The organism is Microbacterium sp. Bi128, from assembly GCF_918698205.1.
In genome coordinates, this window is sequence record NZ_CAKKMM010000496.1 from 1 (window position 1) to 3428 (window position 3428).

Annotated in this window: 3 protein-coding genes; all 3 read right to left on the bottom strand. The window is 70.8% G+C overall.

Going from position 1 to position 3428, the window contains the following annotated elements:
- Window positions 1–1816, bottom strand: a 1816-nt coding sequence (locus tag LQV45_RS21735) for a thioredoxin domain-containing protein (RefSeq protein WP_230008779.1), incomplete at its 3' end; no start/stop codon positions are given.
- Complete coding sequence (locus LQV45_RS21740; RefSeq protein ID WP_223914167.1) at window positions 1794–2180, bottom strand: hypothetical protein; 387 nt, start codon at window positions 2178–2180, stop codon at window positions 1794–1796. The genes LQV45_RS21740 and LQV45_RS21735, both read right to left, overlap by 23 nt.
- A gap of 105 nt (window positions 2181–2285) precedes the next feature.
- Window positions 2286–3191: a mycothiol conjugate amidase Mca gene (gene mca, locus LQV45_RS21745; protein WP_230008780.1), complete on the bottom strand. Its 906-nt coding sequence runs from the start codon at window positions 3189–3191 to the stop codon at window positions 2286–2288.
- Between the last annotated feature and the right edge of the window lie 237 nt (window positions 3192–3428).

The following is a 3428-nucleotide window of genomic DNA, read 5'->3' on the forward strand; positions in this document are numbered from 1 at the left end:
GTTCCAGGCCGTCACGGCCGCCCTGGGCGGCCGTGACCTGCGCGGACTCCCCCGCAGCGTCCCTCAGGCCGCCGTCGGCCGCGAACCGCCTGCAGGCGGCGTCCAGAATGGCCTCGGCCAGCCCATACCGGCGGGTGTGCCCGGTAACCGCATAGATCGCGGAAAACCCCTCGGCGCAGAAGGCGTAGTCCTCCAGCAAACCGCCGATTCCGCCCGCCACTCCGTCATGGGAGACGCGCAGAAGCCTGCCGGGGCCATCCGCCGCGGGCCGCCAGTGCACGCGCTCAAGATAGTCCGCGATCCGCTCCGCCGCGGCCACAAGCTCCGGGCGTGCCAGGACGGCGCCGGCGTCGGCGAGGGCGGCGACTGCCAGCCCGTTCCAGCCCGCCACCACCTTGTCATCCCGGCCGGGCTGGGGCCGGTTCCTGCGCGCCTGCGCCAGCAGCGGGCGCACCCGCTGCCACAGCGCGGCGTCCCCGCCGGACATCTCCCGGCCCGGATGCAGCGGCGAACCGTCGGCGGTCACGCTTCCGGGCATTCGGACGTTCAGGAGGGCCGCCACGGCGGCGCCGTCGGCCGGGCCCAGGAGCGACTCCAGGCCGCCGGGAGTCCACAGGTAGCTGGCCCCCTCGGCGTGCACGCCGTCGACGACCGTGTCGGCGTCCAGCGACGACGCCAGGGCCACGACCCCGGTGTCCGGTCCCGTCGCAGGGCCCGCCGCAGGGGCTGGCGCCGGGCCCGTCGCAGGTGCCAGCCCGAGGCGGGCCAGGAGCCAGTCGGCGGTAAGCCCGGCAATCCCGGCGGCCTCGGCCGCCGGGTACTCCGGCGTGCCGCCCAGCCGGACCCAATGGACATAGACGCGCAGCAACTGGGCGTTGTCGTAGAGCATTTTCTCGAAGTGCGGAACGGACCAGTCTCCCGTCACCGAATAGCGCGCGAAGCCGCCGTCGAGCTGGTCGAACAACGCCGAGCGGGACATTGCTGCCAGGCACTGACCGGCCATGTCCCGGGCCGCCGTCGCGGTCTCCAGGCCCGCGGAGTCCTGGCCAGCGGTGTCCGGAGCGGCTGCCGGCGGCATGCTGTCCGAGGGCACTGCGGCGTGACGGATCAGGAATTCGAGCACGGCCGCGGGCGGGAACTTCGGTGCGCCGCCGAAGCCGCCGTGGGCCCGGTCCTCGGCGCCGGAGAGGGCGGTGACGGCTTCGCCAAGGAGCGCCGCGTCCAGGGGTTCGGGCGGCCCGTCGAGGCGCAGGGCGGCTGCCGGCTGGGAGGCGGCGATGCCGCGCGCCAGGGTGGCCGCGTTGGCCTCGACGGCGCCGCGGCGTTCCGTCCAGGCCTCGCTCACGGCTTCAACGACCTGCCGGAAGGACGGACGGCCCGGCATGGGCCGGGGTGGGAAATAGGTGCCGGCATGGAAGGCGCGGCCATCGGGCAGGAGGAAGACGGACATCGGCCAGCCGCCCTCGCCGCTGATCGCCTGCGTCGCTGTCATGTAGACAGCATCGACGTCGGGGCGCTCTTCCCGGTCCACCTTGATGGAGACAAAGTGGGCGTTCAGGTAGTCGGCGGTTTCATGGTCCTCAAAGGATTCATGGGCCATGACGTGGCACCAGTGGCAGGCCGCGTAGCCGATTGAGAGGAACACCGGCACGTCCCGGGCGGCAGCGGCGGCGAAGGCCGCGTCACCGAACGGCTGCCAGTGAACGGGGTTGCCGGCGTGCTGGCGCAGGTACGCAGAGGGTTCCGCCGCCAGGGCATTCGAGGCCCCGGACGGCGGGTTGGGGAATCCGCGGTCAGCGGGTTCCGGGTCCCGCATCGCCGTTGACTTCCGGCCGGTTAACCGCGCCGTCGGACCGGGAAACCCCGCCGTCGGCGGGGAAGGCCGTGCCGTCAGCGCGGAAGGCAGCGCCGTCGGCAGGGAATACGCCGCCCGGGGCCCCTGGTTCCTGGGATGCGTCCTCGGCGGCCGCACGCTCTTCCTCCACCTGGGCACGGTAGCGGACCCGGCGGATACGCCGCACCATGTCCACGATCAGCAGCGCGGTCAACACCACGATGAAGGCTGTCAGCAGGAAGCCCAGCAGACCCGGGGTGACCTGGTCCTCGGACAGGCCCGGGCGCAGCGACGGCGTAGGGGTCGGCGCCGGGGTTGTTGCGAGGGCGATGAGCAAGGAATGCACGGTGGGAAACCTTCTGTGGAACTGGGTGTCTTTTCTGCGGTGACTTTTCTACAGTGCTTTGTCTACAACATCTTTTCTACACTGGATAGAAGAGCCATTTCGTCTCTATCTTAGCCCGGCGAAGAGGTCCGTTTCCGGCAGATCCACGGGGATCCGGGATTCGATCAGGGAGTAGTCCTCCCACGGCCAGACCTTGCGCTGCATGGCCGAGGAGACCGCGAAGAAGAATCCTTCCGGGTCCACCTGGGTCCGGTGTGAGCGGAGTGCGTCGTCGCGGGCTTCGAAGAAATCGCCGCACTCGACCTGGGTTGTGGTGGCGTGTGTCGGCGGCGGCGGGGTATGCCCCTCGGCGTCCGCTTCCAGCCACGCAGCGAGCCGCTCGGCATACGGGGACTGCAGGCCGGCCTCCTCCAGCGCGGAGTGGAGGGCACGGAAACGGTCCGGGCTGAAGGCGCGGTCGTAGTAGAGCTTGCTGGGCACCCAGGGTTCCCCGGCGTCCGGATACCGGGCGGGATCGCCGGCCGCCGCGAAGGCCTCGACGGCCACCCGGTGCGCCATGATGTGGTCCGGGTGCGGGTAACCGCCGTTCTCGTCATAGCTGAGGATCACGTGGGGCTTGAAGTCCCGGACCAGCCGGACCAGCGGTGCGGCCGCCCGCTCCAGCGGCTGCAGGGCGAAGCACCCGGGCGGCAGGGCCGGCAGGGGGTCGCCCTCGGGCAGCCCGGAATCGACGAAGCCGAGCCAGCGCTGCCGGATGCCGAGGACGTTCGCGGCGGCGTCCATCTCCAGCCGGCGTGCCCCGGCCATGTCGCGTTTGGGGTGCGGTTGCCCCTCCATCGCGGGGTTCTGGATGTCGCCGCGGGAGCCGTCGGTGCACGTGGCCACCAGGACGTCCACGCCGGCGGCAGCATACATCGCCATCGTGGCGGCACCCTTGCTGGATTCGTCGTCGGGATGAGCATGGACCGCCAGCAGACGAAGCGGTGCTGACGGGCTGGGGGATGCTGTCATCGTGGGACGGCTCCTCTTTCTGCTGTGCTGCCCTGTTGGGGTGCGTCTGTTGGTGTGCGGCTTGGTCTGTGCGGCCAGCCGGGAATATCCCGGTCCGATCCACACTAAACTGGACTGGTGACTTCCGAGGACCAGCCTGCCGCGCCGGCACCTAACAGCCTATCCAATCGTTACGGCGGCCAAAAGCGCGCGCTGTGCCGCAAGGTCAAACGCAACATCCTGATCGCCGCCCTCGCC